At 64.4% G+C, this 17352-nt stretch carries 15 protein-coding genes; 11 read left to right on the top strand and 4 right to left on the bottom strand.

The features are described 5' to 3' along the window. Positions 1-177 precede the first annotated feature (177 nt). On the top strand, positions 178-1890 hold the full coding sequence (locus P6U27_RS24850) for an IlvD/Edd family dehydratase (protein ID WP_407194480.1): 1713 nt from the start codon (positions 178-180) through the stop codon (positions 1888-1890). Positions 1891-1909: 19 nt separating this feature from the next. Here the strand turns inward: P6U27_RS24850 and P6U27_RS24845 are convergent, their stop codons facing one another. Further along, on the bottom strand, positions 1910-2704 hold the full coding sequence (locus P6U27_RS24845) for an enoyl-CoA hydratase/isomerase family protein (protein ID WP_407192747.1): 795 nt from the start codon (positions 2702-2704) through the stop codon (positions 1910-1912). A gap of 227 nt (positions 2705-2931) precedes the next feature. Between P6U27_RS24845 and P6U27_RS24840 the strand changes: the two genes are divergently transcribed. Next, positions 2932-4152, top strand: a complete 1221-nt coding sequence (locus P6U27_RS24840) for an NAD(P)/FAD-dependent oxidoreductase (protein WP_129145832.1) — start codon at positions 2932-2934, stop codon at positions 4150-4152. Between the two features lie 10 nt (positions 4153-4162). Here the strand turns inward: P6U27_RS24840 and P6U27_RS24835 are convergent, their stop codons facing one another. Together P6U27_RS24835 and P6U27_RS24830 are read right to left on the bottom strand one after the other, a co-directional pair. Beyond that, positions 4163-5071, bottom strand: a complete 909-nt coding sequence (locus P6U27_RS24835) for a ribokinase (RefSeq protein WP_407192746.1) — start codon at positions 5069-5071, stop codon at positions 4163-4165. Positions 5072-5089: 18 nt separating this feature from the next. Continuing rightward, positions 5090-5983 carry a sugar kinase gene (locus P6U27_RS24830; RefSeq protein WP_122404354.1) on the bottom strand — a complete coding sequence of 298 codons (894 nt, stop codon included), beginning with the start codon at positions 5981-5983 and terminating at the stop codon, positions 5090-5092. Positions 5984-6193: 210 nt separating this feature from the next. Between P6U27_RS24830 and P6U27_RS24825 the strand changes: the two genes are divergently transcribed. The 9 genes from P6U27_RS24825 (at position 6194) to P6U27_RS24785 (ending at position 15752) form a co-directional block, all read left to right on the top strand. Next, positions 6194-7042, top strand: a complete 849-nt coding sequence (locus P6U27_RS24825) for a VOC family protein (RefSeq protein ID WP_407192745.1) — start codon at positions 6194-6196, stop codon at positions 7040-7042. Between the two features lie 240 nt (positions 7043-7282). Beyond that, a complete protein-coding gene (locus tag P6U27_RS24820; RefSeq protein WP_407194479.1) occupies positions 7283-7942 on the top strand; it encodes a TetR family transcriptional regulator in 660 nt (219 codons plus the stop codon). 387 nt (positions 7943-8329) lie between these two features. Further along, complete coding sequence (locus P6U27_RS24815) at positions 8330-9139, top strand: ABC transporter permease (protein WP_209295532.1); 810 nt, start codon at positions 8330-8332, stop codon at positions 9137-9139. A gap of 51 nt (positions 9140-9190) precedes the next feature. Further along, positions 9191-10183 carry an ABC transporter substrate-binding protein gene (locus P6U27_RS24810; RefSeq protein WP_407192744.1) on the top strand — a complete coding sequence of 331 codons (993 nt, stop codon included), beginning with the start codon at positions 9191-9193 and terminating at the stop codon, positions 10181-10183. Positions 10184-10197: 14 nt separating this feature from the next. After that, a complete protein-coding gene (locus P6U27_RS24805; RefSeq protein ID WP_407194478.1) occupies positions 10198-11025 on the top strand; it encodes an ABC transporter ATP-binding protein in 828 nt (275 codons plus the stop codon). 5 nt (positions 11026-11030) lie between these two features. Continuing rightward, positions 11031-12428, top strand: coding sequence for an enolase C-terminal domain-like protein (locus tag P6U27_RS24800; RefSeq protein ID WP_407192743.1), 1398 nt, complete (start codon positions 11031-11033; stop codon positions 12426-12428). Then, the gene (locus P6U27_RS24795; RefSeq protein WP_407192742.1) at positions 12425-13576 is read left to right on the top strand and encodes a Gfo/Idh/MocA family protein; all 1152 of its coding nucleotides are present in this window, start codon (positions 12425-12427) and stop codon (positions 13574-13576) included. The genes P6U27_RS24800 and P6U27_RS24795 overlap by 4 nt, the downstream gene beginning before the upstream one ends. Before the next feature lie 122 nt (positions 13577-13698). After that, positions 13699-14889 carry a dihydrodipicolinate synthase family protein gene (locus tag P6U27_RS24790; protein WP_407192741.1) on the top strand — a complete coding sequence of 397 codons (1191 nt, stop codon included), beginning with the start codon at positions 13699-13701 and terminating at the stop codon, positions 14887-14889. Next, positions 14889-15752 carry a sugar phosphate isomerase/epimerase family protein gene (locus P6U27_RS24785; RefSeq protein WP_407192740.1) on the top strand — a complete coding sequence of 288 codons (864 nt, stop codon included), beginning with the start codon at positions 14889-14891 and terminating at the stop codon, positions 15750-15752. The genes P6U27_RS24790 and P6U27_RS24785 overlap by 1 nt, the downstream gene beginning before the upstream one ends. 105 nt (positions 15753-15857) lie before the next feature. On the opposite strand, the gene P6U27_RS24780 is transcribed toward P6U27_RS24785, so the two are convergent. Further along, a complete protein-coding gene (locus P6U27_RS24780) occupies positions 15858-17243 on the bottom strand; it encodes an FAD-binding oxidoreductase (RefSeq protein ID WP_407192739.1) in 1386 nt (461 codons plus the stop codon). Between the last annotated feature and the right edge of the window lie 109 nt (positions 17244-17352).

Here is a 17352-nt window from a genome sequence, read left to right as displayed (position 1 = left end):
TGGCGTTCCGTGATGGACGCCTGCAGCAGAAGTTTGCGGACTAGCGCCCGGCCTCGCCCGCGATCCATTCCTGTGCCAGCCGGTGCCCGGAGCTGGAAGGTGCAACTCTATCGGCCGGCCTTATTGACAATCGAGGGGCACGCTGTACCACGATGGTGATCTAGAAGGAGTGGCATGATGACGAGTGGCTTGCGCAAGGGTCTGACGAGCTATGGCGATGCCGGCTTCTCGCTGTTCCTGCGTAAGGCGTTCATCAAGGCGATGGGCTATTCCGACGACGCGCTGCAGCGCCCGATCGTCGGCATCACCAACACCTATAGCGACTACAATCCCTGCCACGGCAACGTCCCGCAGATCATCGAAGCCGCCAAGCGCGGCGTGATGCTGTCGGGCGCGATGCCGTTCGTGTTCCCGACCATCTCGATCGCCGAGAGCTTTGCGCATCCGACCTCGATGTACCTGCGCAACCTGATGGCGATGGACACCGAGGAGATGATCCGGGCACAGCCAATGGATGCGGTGATCGTGATCGGCGGCTGCGACAAGACGCTGCCGGCGCAGGTGATGGCGGCGATCAGCGCCGACCTGCCGACGGTGGTCATTCCGGTCGGTCCCATGGTGGTCGGCCATCACAAGGGCGAGGTGCTGGGCGCCTGCACCGATTGTCGCCGTCTCTGGGCGAAATATCGCGCCGGCGACATGGACGATGCCGAGATCGAGGCGGTGAACGGCCGCCTCGCGCCATCGGTCGGCACGTGCATGGTGATGGGAACGGCCTCGACCATGGCCTGCATGATCGAGGCGATGGGCCTGTCGCTGCCGATGAGCGCGACGATTCCCGCGCCGCATGCCGAGCGCTTCCGCCTGGCGGAGGCCAGCGGCAAGGTTGCCGCGCAGATGGCCAAGGCCAAGGGGCCGAAGCCGAGCGAAATCTTGACGCCGGCATCGTTCAAGAACGCACAGGTCGTGCTCCAGGCGATCGGCGGCTCGACCAACGGCCTGATCCATCTGACCGCGATGGCGCACCGCTCTCCGTACCGGCTCGATCTCGAAGCGTTCGACCAGATCGGCCGCGAGGTGCCGGTGCTGGTCGATCTCAAGCCGTCCGGCGAGCACTACATGGAGCACTTCCACCACGCCGGCGGCGTGCCGAAATTGCTCGCGCAGCTCGGCGACCTCGTCGATCTCGATGCCAAGACCGTCACCGGCCAGACGCTGCGCGATGTCGCGGCGAATGCGGAGGACGTGCCGGGCCAGGATGCGATCCGCCCGCGCAATAATCCGATCAAGAAAGAGGGCGGCCTCGCCATCCTGCACGGCAATCTCGCGCCGCGCGGCGCAGTGATCAAGCAATCGGCTGCGAGCCCGAAATTGTTGCAGCACACCGGGCGCGCGGTGGTGTTCGAATCCGTCGAGGACATGACCTTGCGAGTCGACGATCCGGATCTCGACGTCACCGCCGACGACGTGCTGGTGCTGCGCAATGCCGGCCCCAAAGGTGCGCCGGGCATGCCGGAAGCCGGCTATCTGCCGATTCCGAAGAAGCTCGCGCGCGGCGGCACCAAGGACATGGTGCGCATCTCGGACGCGCGCATGAGCGGCACCGCGTTCGGCACCATCGTGCTGCACATCACCCCGGAATCCGCCGTCGGCGGGCCGCTCGCGCTGGTGCAGAACGGCGACATGATCCGCCTCGATGTGGCCAAGCGCAGCATCGAGCTGCTGGTCGACGCTGCCGAACTGGAGCGGCGTCGCGCTGGCTTGAAGCCGGTTGCTGCGTCCGAGGAGGCACGGCGCGGCTACGCCTGGCTGTTCAACGAGACCATCTTGCAGGCCGACGAGGGCTGCGATTTCGATTTCATGCAGAGGAATGGCCCGTTGAAGGGCTGAGCCAGCGGCCGCGTGGCGGCTATTTCCCCTTGCTGGTGAACTTCTTCACCGCAGTGCGGAACGCCTCCGAATTCATGGCCATGATGATCTTGTGCTCCTCGGCATCGAGCTGCTGTTTCACTGGCGTGGTGGCGGCCTGGTAGACCAGCTGCTTGGTGCCGGCGATCGCCGCCGGCGGGTTCTGCGCCAGACGCTCGGCCAGCTGTCGGGTGGCCGCCTTCAGCTCGGTCGCCGGAACGGTCTTGGCGACGAGGCCCCATTGATAGGCCTGCTGCGCGGTAAAATTGTCCTCGGCGAGAAAGATCTGCAGCGCCCGGCGCGATCCGACCGTGCCGACGATGCCGACGGTCGAGCCGCCGTCCGGCGACACCCCGATCTTGGCATAGGCCGGCGTGAACTTGGCATCGTCAGCGGCGATGCAGAGGTCGGTGACGAAGGCGAGGCCCATGCCGGCGCCGGCGGCGGAGCCGTGCACGCTGGACAGCGATATCTTCGGCATCCGCCGGAGGATCTCGATGAAAGCGTGATAGTGCTTGAGCAGTTCGCCGACCACCGGCGTCACCGTGCCCCCTTCGGCGGCAGCTCCGATCGTCTGCAAATCGCCGCCGGCGCAGAACGCGCGGCCTTCGCCTTCAAGGACGAGGACGCGGATGTCGTCCGCGCCTTCGATGTAGGCCGCGAGCTGTTCGAGCTTCTGCGCGATCGCAAGATTGATCGCGTTGAACGCGGCGGGCCGGTTGAGCGTGATGGTCGCGATCGGGCCGTCGATCCGCAGCAGGGCGGGATCATCGGGCTTTGAGACGGGAGCTGGCATCTTGAAATCCCCGGCAAGAGGTTCGTAGCTGCAACTAAATCGCAGAAGGCGAGGGGAGACAATCCCCGCGTGGTGCTCTTGCGCGGGGCGGACCGATAGGCTCAAATGAGCCCGCCTTCGCCAAGGGACGGACACGAGCGCCGGCTCCTCGTAAGGCCCGCAACCAAAATCAGCGAGAGAGGAGACGGCATGGGTCACGCTCGTGTCTTCCGGAAATGGGCTGTCCGATGACCGGCGGTCCGGTGATCATCGTCGGGGCCGGCCATGGCGGCTATCAGGTCGCGGCATCCCTGCGTCAGGCGGGCTTTTCCGAGCGCATCTGCCTGATCAACGACGAGGCGCATCTGCCCTATCAGCGGCCGCCCTTGTCCAAGGCCTACATCAAGGGTTCGGCCGGGCCGGAGAGCCTGATGTTCCGCCCCGAGAAGTTCTACCAGGACCAGACGATCGAGCTGATCGCCGGCCGCGCCGCCTCGATCGACCGCACGGGGCGCAAGCTGCATCTCGCGTCGGGCGAAACGCTGCCTTACGGCCACCTCGTGCTGGCAACCGGCGCGCGCAACCGCCTGCTCGATCTGCCCAATGCCAACCTGCCCGACGTGAAATATTTGCGTATCCTCGACGACAGCGAGGCGCTGCGGCTGGTCATGCCGTCGAAGAAGCGCGCCGTGATCATCGGCGCCGGCTTCATCGGCCTCGAATTCGCCGCCACCGCCCGGATCAAGGGCCTCGAGGTCGACGTGCTCGAGCTTGCTCCGCGCGTGATGGCGCGCGCCGTGACGGCCGAGGTCTCCGAGTATTTTCAGGAGCGCCACCGCGAGGCCGGCATCCGCATCCATCTCGGCGTGCAGGCCACCTCGATTGAGGCCGAGGGCGGCAAGGTAACCGGCGTCTCCTTGAGCGACGGACGGCATCTGCCGGCCGACCTCGTCGTGGTCGGCGTCGGCGTGCTGCCGAACATCGAGCTCGCAGCCGAGGCCGGGCTTCCGGTCGCGGCCGGCATCATCGTCGACGAATATCTCGCGACGGCTGATCCTGATATTTCGGCGATCGGCGATTGCGCGCTGTTCGCAAGCCCGCGCTTCGGCGGCTCGCTGCGGCTGGAATCGGTGCAGAATGCCACCGATCACGCCCGCTGCCTCGCGGCGCGGCTGACCGGTGACAGAAAGCCTTATGACAGCCATCCCTGGTTCTGGAGCGACCAGGGCGACGACAAGCTCCAGATCGCAGGGCTGACGACCGGCTACGATCGCGTTGTGCTGCGCGGCGATCCCGCGAAGAAGGCGTTTTCCGCATTCTGCTACAAGGGCGATAAGCTGCTCGGCATCGAATCCATCAACCGCGCCGGCGATCACATGTTCGGCCGCCGCTTGCAGGCCATGGATCGCACCATCACGCCGGAGCAGGCCGCAGACGAGAGCTTTGATCTGAAGGGCGCGTTGGCATAAGTGCTTAGCGCTACAACACCGCCGCCACTTCCTTCGCCGTCGGCATCGACGACCCCGCGCCCATGCGCTGCACGCTGATGGAGGCAGCGGTGTTGGCGAAGGCGAGGGCGGCGCGCAAGGACACATCGTCGGCCAATTGCGCGGCCAGCGCGCCGACGAAACAATCGCCGGCGCCTGTGGTGTCGAGTGCCTTCACCGCGCGCCCCGGCACGGCAATCTCCTCGCGCCCCGCCAGCGCGAGCACGCCGCGCTTGCCGAGCGTGACGCAGATGGTCTGGTCCTCCCGCGCTTGGACCTGCCGCGCCACAGCGATGATCTGTGCGGCCCCGTCGCTCTCGGAGAGCTCGTGGCCGGCGAGGAAGCCGAGCTCCGTCTCGTTCAGCACGAGGATGTCGACGAGTGCAAGCAGCTCGCCGGGCATTGCCTGTGCCGGTGCGGGGTTGAGCAGCGTCGTGGCCGCGGCGGCGCGGGCGCGCCGGAAGAACGCGGCGATGGCCGGCAGTGGAATCTCGAACTGGCTGACGGCGACGTCGCCCGCCAGCAGCGGCACGACCTCGACGTCGTCAGCGCCGACCAGCCCGTTCGCCCCGGGAATGACGACGATGGTGTTGTCGGCCTCGGCCACGGTGATGATGGCCGTGCCGGTGTGCGCCTCCGCCGTTTCCACGACATAGCCGAGATCGATGCCCTGCCCGCCGAGAAAGGCCTTCAGCTCGCGTCCAAACGAATCCGTCCCCAGCCGTCCGATCAGCGTAGTCCGCGCCCCAAGCCGTGACGCCGCGACCGCCTGGTTGGCGCCCTTGCCGCCCGGAAAATACAGCACCTGGCGGCCGGCGACGGTCTCGCCGACCCTGGGATGGCGATCGGCGGTCGCCACCACATCCATGTTGATGCTGCCGGCGACGAAGACGCGCCCCATGACACACCCTTCCGACGTCTACACCCTGACCTCGAACTCGTGCCTGACCTTGGCGATGTCGACGAGCGTCGGCAGGCCGGCCTCATTGCCGAGGCGCTGGATCTTGAAGGTCGAGGCGGCGCGGGCGAAATCGAAATGCTCGCGCCAGCTTTTGCCGGGATGGGCGAGGTAGGAATAGACATAGGCGCCGTGGAACACGTCGCCGGCGCCGTTGGTGTCGATCACGCGCTCGCGCGGGATCGGCATCGCCGGCATCACCTGCACCGTCCCTGTTTCGTCGTACCAAAGCAGGCCCTTCTCGCCCATGGTGACGCCGCCGATCTTGCAGCCGCGGCCCTTGAGGTAGTCGAGCATCTTCTCCGGCGTCAGGTCCATCTGCTCGCACAACCGCTCGGCGACGATCGCGACGTCGATGAATTCGAGCAGTTCATGCGTGTTGGTGCGCAGCCCGCCGCCATCGAGCGAAGTCAGGATGCCGGCTTCGCGACACACTTTGGCGTAATGGATTGCAGCATCGGGCTGGTGACCGTCGACATGCAGCGCGCGGCAGCCGCCGAGATTGAGCATCGGAAACGGATGGATGTGCGAGTCATCGCGGCAGCGGACGATGGCGCGCTTGCCGTCCTTGGGCATGATGAAGGAGAGCGAGGACTGGTTGACCTTGCGCCCGTGCAGCGAGATGCCGTACTTCGCGCACATGTCCTGGAACATGCGCCCGAGCCAGTCATTGGCTGCCGTGGCGATCAGATCCGGCACGATGCCGAGCTTGGCGCAGCAGAATGCCGCCGTCACCGCGTTGCCGCCGAAGGAGACCGCGTAGTCCGAGGCCACGTGCTTCTCGTCGCCCGTCGGCATGTGGTCGGTGATGAAGACGACGTCGATATAAGTCTGTCCGATGAAGAGAGCCTGCATTGCTTGTCCGTGATGCGCTTGTGGTCCCGGCCGGCGGAATTACTCTAACACCGGTTCCGCTCCGGAGGGACGCTGAAATTATTCGCAAAACCGCTCCGAAGCGCTTGAGGTCAGCATGGTGGGGGAATACGACCATCACGGGCCAATGCCAAGCCCGGACAAACGCCGTCTTTCGGTCTGTGGGTTCCAAGTCGATCAGAAGGGTACAGGATGATCGCCGGTCTCGATCACATCGTCGTTCTCGTGAGCGATATCGGTGCGGCCAAGACGGCGTATCAGACGCTGCTCGCACGCGCGCCGGCCTGGCAGAACTCGGGCGAGGGCGCTGACCGGGTGCTGTTCACCCTCGACAACATGACCATCGAGCTGATGGCGCCGAGCGGCTTCAGCGTCACCGCCGACCGTATGCGCGCATTGCTCGACGGCCAGGAGGGCGTGCTCGCCAGCCTGTGCTTTCGTGTCGCAGACATCGGCAGGATGCACCGCCGGCTGGAGCGGGTGGCCTTGCGGCCGGACCCGGTCGCCGAGGTCGAAAGCAGCGATGCCGTCACCGAAGCCGTGCTGCATTGGAAGCGCACCCGCGCCGCCACCGAGCTGACGCGCGGCGTGCGCATGTTCTTCCTCGAACTCGCCGACGAGCGTCCCAAGTCGGTCGCGACCGACATCGCGCCGATCGACGGGCTCGACCACGTCGTCATCACCACCGAGGATTCCGAGCGCGCCGCCGCGCTCTACGGCGCGCGGCTCGGGCTCGATCTCGCGCTCGACCGTTCGCACCAGGATTGGGGACAGCTGATGTTCTTCCGCTGCGGCGACCTCATCGTCGAGGTGGTCCGCCGCCCCGTGGCGGGCGGCGATGCCGCGCATGACCGTCTCTGGGGCCTGAGCTGGCGCGTCGCCGACATCGACGCCACCCGCGCCCGCCTGATCGCGAGCGGACTCGATGTCTCCGAGGTGCGCAACGGCCGCAAGCCGGGCACGCGGATCATGACGGTGCGGAGCGGGACGTGCGGGATCCAGACGGTGCTGCTGGAACGGTCGCCGAAGCCGGTGGATTAGGGCGGTCTCTCCTCCGTCATTGCGAGGAGCCCTTGCGACGAAGCAAATCCAGACTGTTGCCGCGGCGGCATGGATTGCCTCGCTTCGCTCGCAATGACGGTGTTGAGGCAGATGCCCGCTTCACTTCTATGCGGCGGGCTGGGCGCGTGTTACACGCGTACCTGGACCACCCAGCGAGCACCCGGTTTGGCGACAGCAAAGGCAAAGCGACCCCTGAAATGGCAGCGCGACCCCGAGGGGATGCGGCTGCGCATTCTCGAAGCCGCCAAGCAGGAGTTTTCCGCCCATGGGCTCGCCGGCGCGCGCGTCGACCGTATCGCGGCCAAGGCCGGCGCCAACAAGCGCATGCTGTACTATCACGTCGGCAACAAGGACGAGCTGTATCTCGCCGTGCTCGAGGGCGCCTATGACAAGATCCGCAGCGAGGAGCGCGGGCTCGATCTCGAACATCTCGATCCGCCCGAGGCGATCCGCCGCCTGATCGAGTTCACCTGGAATTACTTCCTGCGCAATCCGGAATTCCTGTCGTTGCTCCAGACAGAGAACCTTGCCCGCGCAAAGCACCTGAAGAAATCGACCAAGGTCAAGTCGATGCACTCGCCCTTCGTCGAGATGATCCGCACCGTGGTGCGCCGCGGCGTCGAGTCTGGCGACTTCCAGGTCGCCGTCGACCCGGTGCAGCTCTACATCTCGATCGCGGCGCTGAGCTTCTTCTATCTCTCCAACTCGGCGACGCTCAGCGTGATCTTCGGCCGCGATCTCTTGGACAAGAAGGCCAAGGATGAGCGGCTGGCCCATATGGTCGGCCTCGTGCTCGCGGCCCTGACGGGACGCTCGGCAGAACTGTTCGAGATTGCGAAGGCGCCGAAGCCGCGCACGGCCGTGGTGCAGACGGCGTAGCCAAATCCTCCGCTGTCATCGCCCGAGGCGATCCAGTACTCCAGAGACCGCAGTAATTGAATCGAGAGGCCGCGGCGCACTGGATTCCTCGCTTTCGCGGGGAATGACACCGAGGGTGGGGCGGTCTCGTGCCCCGGACGCAGCGCAGCACGCAAGTGATGCGCTGCAGAGCCGGGGCCCACGCAACTGCGGAGCGCGGGGCCTCTGGATCCCGGCTTTGCGGGGCAACGCCAAAGAGCGTTGCAGCGCGTCCGGAACAGGAGAGCGCCGGCGCCACTCACCCCAATTACCCGGAACCCGCCGCGAACGTCACAGGGAATCCTCTGGACAGTATTTATCCAACGGGTTAATTTCTCCCCGCAACGAAGAAAATGCCGGGAGTGAAAATTGGCCGAGCCAAAGCCGCAAGGTGCGGTGTCCAAGATGCTGAATGCGGCCTGGGTTCGGCCGTTCTTGTTCCTGGTCTTCATCGTCGTGGCCTGGGATCTTTCGATCCGCCTGTTCAAGATCCCGGCCTACCAGATCCCGTCGCCGGCCGACGTCGTCGCGGTGCTGCGCACTGAATGGCCGGAGCTGCTGCGCCAGTCCTGGCCGACCACCTATGCGACCGTCTGCGGCTTCCTGCTGTCGGCGCTGTTCGGCATTCCCGTCGCGATGCTGATCGCGGGCTCGAAGACGGTGGAGAGCTACGTTTATCCGTTGCTGGTATTCTCGCAATCCGTGCCGAAGATCGCGATCGCGCCGCTGTTCGTGGTATGGTTCGGCTTCGGCATCATTCCCAAGGTGATCTCGGCCTTCCTGCTCGGCTTCTTCCCGGTGGTGGTTTCGGCCGTGCAGGGCTTCAAATCAGTCGATCCTGACATGGTCGATCTCGCCCGCGCGATGCAGGGCAGCCGCTTCCAGGTGTTCCGCGCGGTGAACCTGCCGCATGCGCTGCCGGCGATCTTCTCCGGCCTCAAGGTGTCGGTGACGCTCGCCGTGGTCGGCGCCGTCGTCGGCGAGTTCGTCGGCTCCAATTCCGGCATCGGCTACGTCATGCAGCGTTCGATCGGCACGTTCGATCTGCCGACGATGTTCGCGGCGCTGGTGATCCTGGCGCTGCTCGGCGTGATCCTGTTCTGGATGGTCGACCGGATCGAGAAGCTGGTCATTCCCTGGCATGTCAGCCAGCGCGAGGACGTGATTTTCGCGTCTTAATTCAAGCAACGGTCACCAACGGCCGAAACATAACGACGAGGGAGAGTGACGATGAAGCGGTGGATTGGGGCTGCATCAGTGGCGCTGCTGGCGTTTGCAGCCGTGCCGGCGCAGGCGGCCGACAAGGTCGTGCTGATGCTGAACTGGTACGTCTATGGCGAGCACGCGCCGTTCTACTACGGCAAGGCCAAGGGCATCTATGCCGCCGAAGGCATCGACCTCGAGATCCAGGAAGGCCGCGGCTCCGCGGCGACCACGCAGGCCGTCGCCGCCAAGACGGCGGACTTCGGCTATGTCGACGTGCCCACCATGATGCGCGCGGCGATCAAGGGCGCGCCTGTGGTCGCGACCGGCGTGCTGCTGCAGACCAGCCCGATGTCCGCGATGGGCTTCGTCGACAAGAACATCAAAAAGCCCGAAGACATCAAGGGTAAGACGGTGGCGATCACGCCGGCCGACTCCATGACGCAGATCTGGCCACTGTTCCTGAAGAAGACCGGCCTGAAGGAGAGCGACTTCAAGACCGTCGCCGGCGACGGCCAGACCAAGCTCAACGCCGTCATCAACGGCCAGGCCGATCTCCTGCTCGGCTACGTCATGGACCAGTCGATGAAGATCAAGGACGCCACCGGCAAGGAGGTCTATCCGATCAAGTTCGCCGACTACGGCATCAACATGGTTTCCTCCGGCATCATCGCCAATTCCGACTATGTGAAAGCCAATGCCGATCTCGTCCGCCGCTTCATGTCGGCGACGACCAAGGCGGTCGAAGCCTCCGAGAAGGAGCCGAAGGCCGCGGCGCAATCGATCCTCGATGCCAATCCGAAGGGCGGCAAGATCGATACGCTGACTGAGGGATTTGAGCTGACCATCCCGCTCTACCGGACCGCGGAAACAAAGAGCAAGCGGCCGTTCCAGGTCACCGACCAGAACATGACCGAGACCGTCAATCTGCTGGTCGAATATGGCGGTCTCGATGCCAAGGCCAAGGAGAACCCCAGGGCATTCTACACCAACGATTACCTGCCCAAGAGTGGCTCGTGAAACCTGCGACAGTCATGAACGAAGCCGTGCAGCCGGCCGCGCATCTGAGAGTGGTGAGCGACCGGGCCGGCGATGCGTCTGGTATCAACCTATCAGGCGTGTCCAAAACCTACCGGACGCGCGACGGCGATGTGCCGTCGCTGCGGCCGCTCGACTTCCACATCAATGACGGCGAGTTCTTCGTCGTGGTCGGCCCCTCCGGCTGCGGCAAGTCCACGCTGCTCAAGCTGATCTCGGGCCTGCTGCCGCCGACCACGGGCGAGATCCTGGTCGAAGGTGAGAAGGTCACGTCGCCGCACGGCAATGTCGGCATCGTGTTCCAGAACGCGCTGCTCTTGCCTTGGCGCAACATCCTCAACAACGTGATGCTGCCGATCGACATGAAGCGCCTGGCCCGGGACAAATACCTCGCCCGCGCCAAGGAGCTCTTGAAGCTGGTCGGCCTCGAAGGCTTCGAGAAGAAGCTGCCGTGGCAACTCTCCGGCGGGATGCAGCAACGCGCCTCGATCTGCCGTGCGCTGGTACACGATCCCAAGATCATGCTGATGGACGAGCCGTTCGGCGCGCTCGATGCGCTGACGCGCGAGCGCATGAACGTCGAGCTGATGCGGATCCAGCGCGAGACGAAGAAGACGGTGCTGCTGATCACGCACTCGATTCCCGAGGCCGTGTTTCTCGCCGACCGCGTGCTGGTCATGACCGAACGTCCCGGCGCGGTCGCCGCGATCTACGACGTGCCGCTGCCGCGCCCGCGCTCGCTCGATGTGATGGCCGATCCTGTTTTCACCGAGCTCGTGCAACGCATCCGCAAGCATTTCTTCTCGCAAGGTGCACTGGACTGACGATCATGTCACCCCGCCTGAAGCTGCGAGACATCGCCTTTTTCGAACGCCCCGTGCATTTCGCGCGGCCGTTCCGCTTCGGCGCCGTCACCATCAACGCGACACCGCAGCTGTTCGTCCGGGTCGAGATCGAGGTCGAGGGCAGGGGGAGCGCGGTCGGCGCCAGTGCCGAGCTGCTGGTGCCGAAATGGTTCGACAAGCGGCCGGAGCTGTCGCCGGCACAGACGGTAGATGGGCTGCGACGGTCGCTCGAGATTGCGCGCGGGCTCTATCTGGCGCGCAGCCTGTATCAGACCGCCTTCGATCTGCATGCCTCGTGCATCGGCGCGCAGATCGCGACGTGTGCGAATAAGAACATTCCGGCGCTTGCTGCGGCTTATGGCCCCGCCGAGATCGACAAGGCCATTCTCGATGCGCTGCTCCGCGCCCTCGTGACCAACTTCTTTGATGGCATGGCCGGCAATATCGCCGGCATTGATACGCGGCTGTCTCCTGATCTGAGCGAGAGGGACATCAGGACGTTTCTCTCCGGCCGTGTGCCGCTGGAGCGTGTTGCCGTCAGGCACACCGTCGGCCTTGATGATGCGGTGGAAGGTGAGGGCGGTGTTGCCGATCCACGCGAGAACGCCGGTGCTCGCTACTTCAAGCTCAAGCTGTCGGGCGATCCTGCAGCCGATGCCGCGCGACTGGCGCGTATCGGCAAGGAGCTCGACACGCTCGGGCGCGACTCCAAGGTGACGCTCGACGCCAACGAGCAGTATGCGGATCTCGCTGCGTTGGAGGCGCTGATGGACCGGCTCGATCATGACGCCGCGTTACGCCCGATCGCCGCGCGCCTGCTCTATGTCGAGCAGCCGATGCCGCGCGATATCACGCGACAATCGCCGCTGGGACCGCTGGCCTCGCACGGCTTCATCATCGACGAGGCCGACGATTCCTACGATGCCTTCGCCGCCGCGCGTGCGCTGGGCTATTGCGGCATTTCGTCAAAATCCTGCAAGGGACTCTACAAGTCGGTGGTCAACGCGACACGCGCGGCGAAATGGAGCGCGGACGGCGTGCCGTTCTTCGTGACTGGTGAAGATCTAACCTGTCAGGCCGGCCTCGCCGTGCAACAGGATCTCGCGCTCGCCGCCTTCATCGGCGCCACCCATGCCGAACGAAACGGCCACCACTATGTCGATGGCTTCGGCGACACGCCGGCCGCGGAAGCGCAAGCCTTCGCGGCCGCGCATCCCGATCTCTATGCCGACGCCGGGCATGGCATCAGGCTCAAAATTCACGACGGCGATCTGCTGACGGGATCGCTTCACGCAACGGGCTTTGCGTCCTCGGTCCATCCGGAGTGGTCGGCGCTCCGTCCGCTCGAACAGCCAAAATCACTTCAGGAGTATCTGGCATGACCACCCAACGCCTCGGCCTCATCATGAACGGCGTCACCGGCCGAATGGGGCTCAACCAGCATCTGATCCGCTCGATCGTGGCGATCCGCGAGCAGGGCGGTGTCCGCCTGAAGAACGGCGACCGCGTCATGCCCGATCCGATCCTGGTCGGCCGCAACGCCGAGAAGGTCGAGGCGCTTGCGAAGCGCTACAACATCACGCGCTGGACCACCGACCTCGATGCCGCGCTTGCCGACAAGAACGACACCATGTTCTTCGACGCCGCGACCACGCAGGCCCGGCCGGGCCTGCTGACCCAGGCCATCAATGCCGGCAAGCACGTCTATTGCGAGAAGCCGATCGCGACCAATTTCGAGGAAGCCGTCGAGGTCGTGAAGCTCGCCAACGCCAAGGGCGTCAAGCACGGCACGGTGCAGGACAAGCTGTTCCTGCCCGGCCTGAAGAAGATCGCCTTTCTGCGCGACTCCGGCTTCTTCGGCCGTATCCTGTCGGTACGCGGCGAGTTCGGCTATTGGGTATTCGAAGGCGGCTGGCAGGAGGCGCAGCGGCCGTCCTGGAATTATCGCAGCGAGGACGGCGGCGGCATCATCCTGGATATGGTCTGCCACTGGCGCTACGTGCTCGACAACCTCTTCGGCAATGTTCAGAGCGTCAGCTGCATCGGCAACACCGATATCCTCGAACGCTTCGACGAGCAGGGCAAGAAGTACAAGGCGACTGCGGATGATTCCGCTTACGCGACGTTCCAGCTCGAGGGCGGCATCATCGCTCACATCAACATGTCCTGGGTGACGCGGGTCTACCGCGACGACCTCGTCACCTTCCAGGTCGACGGCACGCTGGGCTCGGCCGTCGCGGGGCTCACCGACTGCATGATCCAGGCGCGGCAGGCGACGCCTCGTCCGGTGTGGAATCCCGACGAGAAGCGGCTGCACGATTTCTACGGCGACTGGCAGAAGATGCCCGACAACGTCACCTACGATAACGGTTTCAAGGAACAGTGGGAAATGTTCATTCGCCACGTCTACGAGGGCGCTCCTTACAAGTTCACGCTGCTCGAAGGCGCCAAGGGCGTGCAGCTCGCCGAATGCGCGCTGAAGAGCTGGAAGGAGCGGCGCTGGGTCGATGTCGCCCCGATCAAAGTGTAAGGTCAGAAATCTGCTAAGCCGTCATTGCGAGCGGAGCGAAGCACTCCAGGATCTTTCTGCAGAGTCAGTCTGGATTGCTTCGTCGCTTCGTTCCTCGCAATGACGGGGAGAGGTCAGAAATCATGAACAAGCCCGTCCAGCCGATGTCGTCATTGTCGCTGAAGCTGCCGAAGACCGATCGCTCGCTTGAGACCTACCGGCTCGCGGCCTCGCGCACGTTCCCCAAAAAGCTCGAGGGGCCGCTCAACCGCATCGCCTTCTCGGCCGTGCACACGGTGGCCGATCCCTTCGCCGACAATGATCCCTGGCTGTCGGTTGCCGTCGACTGGGACAAGACCATTGCCTTCCGCGAGCATGTCTGGGACCTCGGTCTCGGCGTTGCCGAAGCCATGGACACCGCGCAGCGTGGCATGGGGCTGGACTGGCCAACCTCGCTGGAGCTGATCACGCGCTCGGTCGGCGCCGCCAAGCGGCGCAATGCGCTGGTGTTCTCCGGTGCAGGCACGGATCATCTCGCCGTGGAGGATGCCAGGAGTCTCGACGACGTCATCCGCGCCTATGAGGAGCAGATCTCGGCGGTCGAGAAGGTCGGTGGCCGCATCATCCTGATGGCCTCGCGCGCGCTGGCCAAACTGGGGCGCAACGCCGAGGACTACGCCAGGGTCTATGACCGCGTGCTCTCGCAAGTCCGTGAGCCCGTCATCATCCACTGGCTCGGCGACATGTTCGATCCGGCGCTGACGGGATACTGGGGCACCAAGGATATCGACAAGGCAATGGACACGGCGGTCGCCATCATCAACGGCAATGCCGCCAAGGTCGACGGCGTCAAGGTCTCGCTGCTCGACAAGCAGCGCGAGATCGACATGCGCCGTCGCCTCGACGAGCGCATCAAGATGTACACCGGCGACGATTTCAATTACGCGGAGCTGATTGCCGGCGATAGCCAAGGCTTTTCGCACGCGCTGCTCGGCATCTTCGATGCGATCGCGCCGGCGGCGTCCTATGCATTGTCACGGCTGGCGGCCGGGGACGAGGCTGGCTTCCACGATGTGCTGGGACCGACGGTGCCGCTGTCGCGTCACATCTTCAAGGCGCCGACGCGCTTTTACAAGACCGGCGTGGTGTTCATGGCGTATCTCAACGGCCATCAGGATCATTTCACCATGGTCGGGGGACAGGAGAGCACGCGCTCCACGTTGCATCTGGCCGAGCTGTTCCGTCTCGCCGACAGGGCCGGCTTGCTCGCCAACCCCGAACTCGCGACGCAGCGGATGAAGACCGTGCTCGCCACCCACGGTATCGAACCCTGATGCGCGACTTTTCGTCCGACCATCGCTGGCTGTCGCTGAACACGGCGACAGTCCGCAAGCAGGGAGATCTCGTCGAGATCATCGATGCCTGTGCGAAGCATGGCATCCGCGCCATCGATCCCTGGCGCGACCAGGTCGCGACCGTCGGGCTCGACCGTGCCGCGCGCGCGGTGCGCTATGCCGGCCTTGATCTCTCAGGCTATTGCCGCGGCGGCATGTTCACCTCGGACGCCTCGCGCCGGGGCGAGGTGCGCGACGACAATCGCCGCTGCGTCGACGAGGCCAAGGCGCTGGGCGCCTCCTGCATCGTCCTCGTCGTCGGCGGCCTGCCGCAATATTCGCGGCCGGGCAGCGAGGCGTCGAAGGACATCGCCGCGGCGCGCGGGCAGGTCGAGGAAGCGCTCGCCGAGATGCTCGACTACGCGAGACAGGCAAAGCTGCCGCTGGCGATCGAGCCCTTGCACCCTGCCTATGCGGCCGACCGTGCTTGCGTGAACACCACGAAACAGGCGCTCGACATCTGCGACCGGCTCGATCCCGGCCGCAGCGGCATGCTCGGGGTCGCGCTCGACGTCTATCACATCTGGTGGGACCCGGAGCTGATGGGCCAGATCGCGCGCGCCGGCCGGGATCGATTGCTCGCCTTCCACGTCTGCGACTGGCTGGTGCCGACCAAAGACATCCTCAACGACCGCGGCATGATGGGCGACGGCGTCATCGACATCAAAGCGGTGCGTCAGGCAGTCGAAGCGCAGGGCTATGCCGGCTTTTCGGAGATCGAGATCTTCTCCAACGACTGGTGGAGCAAGCCGATGGACGAGGTGCTCCGGACCTGCATTTCGCGGCACAAGACGGTGGTTTAGATTAAGATCTCGGTGACTCAGGGGAGCGCTCCCTCGATCTTCGATGCGACAGAGCGCTCCAACACGTCATTAGGCGCGACCGATCCGTGTAGCAGGTGTGATCGTCTACGAGTGCAGCGGTCTGATGTTCTGGTTCATGTGGAAGAAGTTCGTCGGATCGTACTTGGTCTTCAAGGCGACGAGGCGGTCGTAGTTGTCGCCGTAAGTAGCCCTAAGTCTGCTGTCGTCTCCATCCTCCATCATGAAATTCACATAGCCGCCGTCGGCCGAGTAAGGATGCACGGCCTCCCAATAGCCCTTGGTCCAGCGCGTGATTTCGCCTGCTTTTTGCGGATTGGGATCGATGCCGGCGATGACCATCGACCAGGTCGCGTCGCGCGTGTTCCAGGCGGTGTCGCTCTTGCCGACGCGGTGGACGGCGCCATCGATCGGATAGAGATGCATGAGCGACAGCGGGCTCGGTGCTTTCCGGGCCTGCTCGATATGGACGTCAATTGCTTCGTCGGTCAGTTCTTTCACGAAATCGCCGCGCCAGTACCACTGTAGACCTTTCGGGAAGAACGGATCGAACATGGACTGGAGCGCCGGATAGGGCATCTCGCCCATCCAATTGAAGAGCGGCGGGGGCAGCTCACCGAGCAACCCCGCTATGATCGCCTTGCCGTCTTCTGCCGGACCATTATAGCAGGCAATGATGGCGCAGGCACGCTTGCCCTGGTGATCCGGCGGGAATGGGTCCATCGGCGGAACGGTCTTCAAGCCGACAAAGGCCCCGAGTTCCTCGGGAGCGCTGCGGAGGAAATCCCTGTACTTCTGCATCACGGTCCGGGCATTTTCGAGATTCCAGAAGATCGGACCGGCATATACCACATTCACAGGATGAGCCTGGAACAGGAAGCTCGTCACGATGCCGAAATTGCCGCCGCCCCCGCGCAGGCCCCAATAAAGGTCGGCGTTCTCCGACTTGTTGGCGGTGACGATGCGTCCATCGGCGAGCACGACATCAGCCTCAAGGAGATTGTCGATGGTGAGACCATACTTGCGGGTGAGGTATCCTGTGCCGCCGCCGAGCGTAAGGCCGGCGATCCCAGTGGTCGATACAATGCCGGCCGGCACGGCAAGCCCGTAGATGTGCGTCGCGTGGTCGACATCGCCTTGCGAGCAGCCGGGACCGACGCGGACGGTACGAGCGCCGGGATCAACCCGCACGCCTTTCATCATCGACATGTCGATCATCAGTCCGTCTTCGACACTGCTGAGGCCCGGCCCATTGTGGCCGCCTCCGCGGATCGCGACCTGAAGATCATTGTCCCTTGCAAAATTGACGGCTACGACGACATCAGCAACGTCGGCGCACCGTGCGATCATCATTGGACTCTTGTCGATCATTCCGTTGTAGAGGCTCCGCACGGCGTCATAGTCGGCATCCATTCGCCTGATAACCGGGCCGCGCATATTGCCGATGAAGGTTTCGGTGGCCATGCTCTGCATGATGTCCTCCTATTCCACCCATGATCGGTCATTGGGTCGGAGGTTGCTCGCAGGGCTCCTCGAACGTTCTCCGCCCCTCATGAAAAGATAGATCAAGCGCAGCGCGATG

Origin of the sequence: Bradyrhizobium sp. STM 3566 (genome assembly GCF_045571445.1) — a bacterium.
Classification (GTDB): domain Bacteria; phylum Pseudomonadota; class Alphaproteobacteria; order Rhizobiales; family Xanthobacteraceae; genus Bradyrhizobium; species Bradyrhizobium vignae.
Note: the sequence above shows the minus strand (reverse complement) of the source record. Positions and strands in the feature narration are given on the sequence as shown.